The organism is Moorena sp. SIO4E2 (genome assembly GCF_010671945.1).
Lineage (GTDB): Bacteria > Cyanobacteriota > Cyanobacteriia > Cyanobacteriales > Coleofasciculaceae > Moorena > Moorena producens.
Window position 1 is genome coordinate 1 of record NZ_JAAHIE010001313.1, and the last position, 1,234, is coordinate 1,234.

Sequence of the window (1,234 nt, forward strand, 5' to 3'; positions counted from 1 at the left end):
TATTCTACCTATAAATAATATACCTAAACATTTTTATGACCAACTTTTTAAACAAAAATTAAACTTATCAATATATAGCAAATATTCGGATTTAATAGATAAAATACAAGACTTTGAAATAAATAAAATTATGGTAAGTAAGCAAATTATTGGAGTAGCGATTGCGCCCAATAATTTGCTAATTTGTATAAATAATTTTATTGCCTCATCTTATCACTTTTTGACTGTCTGGAATTACAGTACAATAAAGAGAATTTGTAATTTACTATCACTCTCTCAATATTGCTATAATTATTCAATTTTATTAATATCTATTATTTACCTATCAAGTATTATATCTTTCTTTTTATATATTCAATTTTTATTTGAATATTGGATTCAAATTTGGTCAATTGCATTACCATTCTTTGCATTAACATTATATTTATTGGATAAACTATTGTATTCTCTAATCACCTTCATATTTAATGATTCCGCAACAACTCTATCAATCACGCCAGATGGTAACCATGTAATTGCTGGTTCAACTAACAGCACTATTAAAGTTTGGCATCTGGAAACAAAAAAATTACGTTTTGTCCTCAAAGGTCATCAGGACGAGATAACTAGTTTAGCTATCACCCCAGATGGTAAGTATTTGGTTTCTGGCTCCAAGGATAAAACTATCAAAATTTGGAATCTAGAAACTAGAAAGGAATGTTTCACCCTTACAGGTCATGGGGATTCAGTCAATACTCTCTCCGTAACCCCTGATGGTAACTACGTCGTGTCTGGCTCAAAGGATAATACCATTAAAATTTGGGATTTGGAAAAGCGAGAGGAAATCTTTACCTTTACAGGTCATACGGACTCCATAAATCGGATCAAAGTAACATCCAACGGCAAGCTAGTGATTTCTGCATCTTCCGATAAAACACTCCAAGTGTGGGATTTCGAGACTAGGGAAGTTATTGCTACGTTTACTGGAGAAAGTGCTATCAACTGTTGTGCCGTTGCACCGGATGATGTAACGATTGTGGCAGGGGATGAAGGGGGAAATATGCATTTTTTGCGCTTGGAGGGAGTAGGGAGTAGGGAGTAGGGAGTAGGGAATAGGGAACAGGGAACAGGGAGTAGTAATAAGATTTGATTCTTTCTTGATGCAGTCGCTCATAAAACAAGCACAAGAGATCCTGTTGCCTCAGTCTTCAAATCCATAGAAGTAGAGTGGGCATCCTGCCCGCGCGACAATAAG

General features: G+C 35.0%; 1 protein-coding gene. It reads left to right on the forward strand.

The features are described from left to right. Positions 1-439 precede the first annotated feature (439 nt). Positions 440-1,081: a WD40 repeat domain-containing protein gene (locus F6K37_RS43250; protein ID WP_287257323.1), complete on the forward strand. Its 642-nt coding sequence runs from the start codon at positions 440-442 to the stop codon at positions 1,079-1,081. Positions 1,082-1,234: the final 153 nt, after the last annotated feature.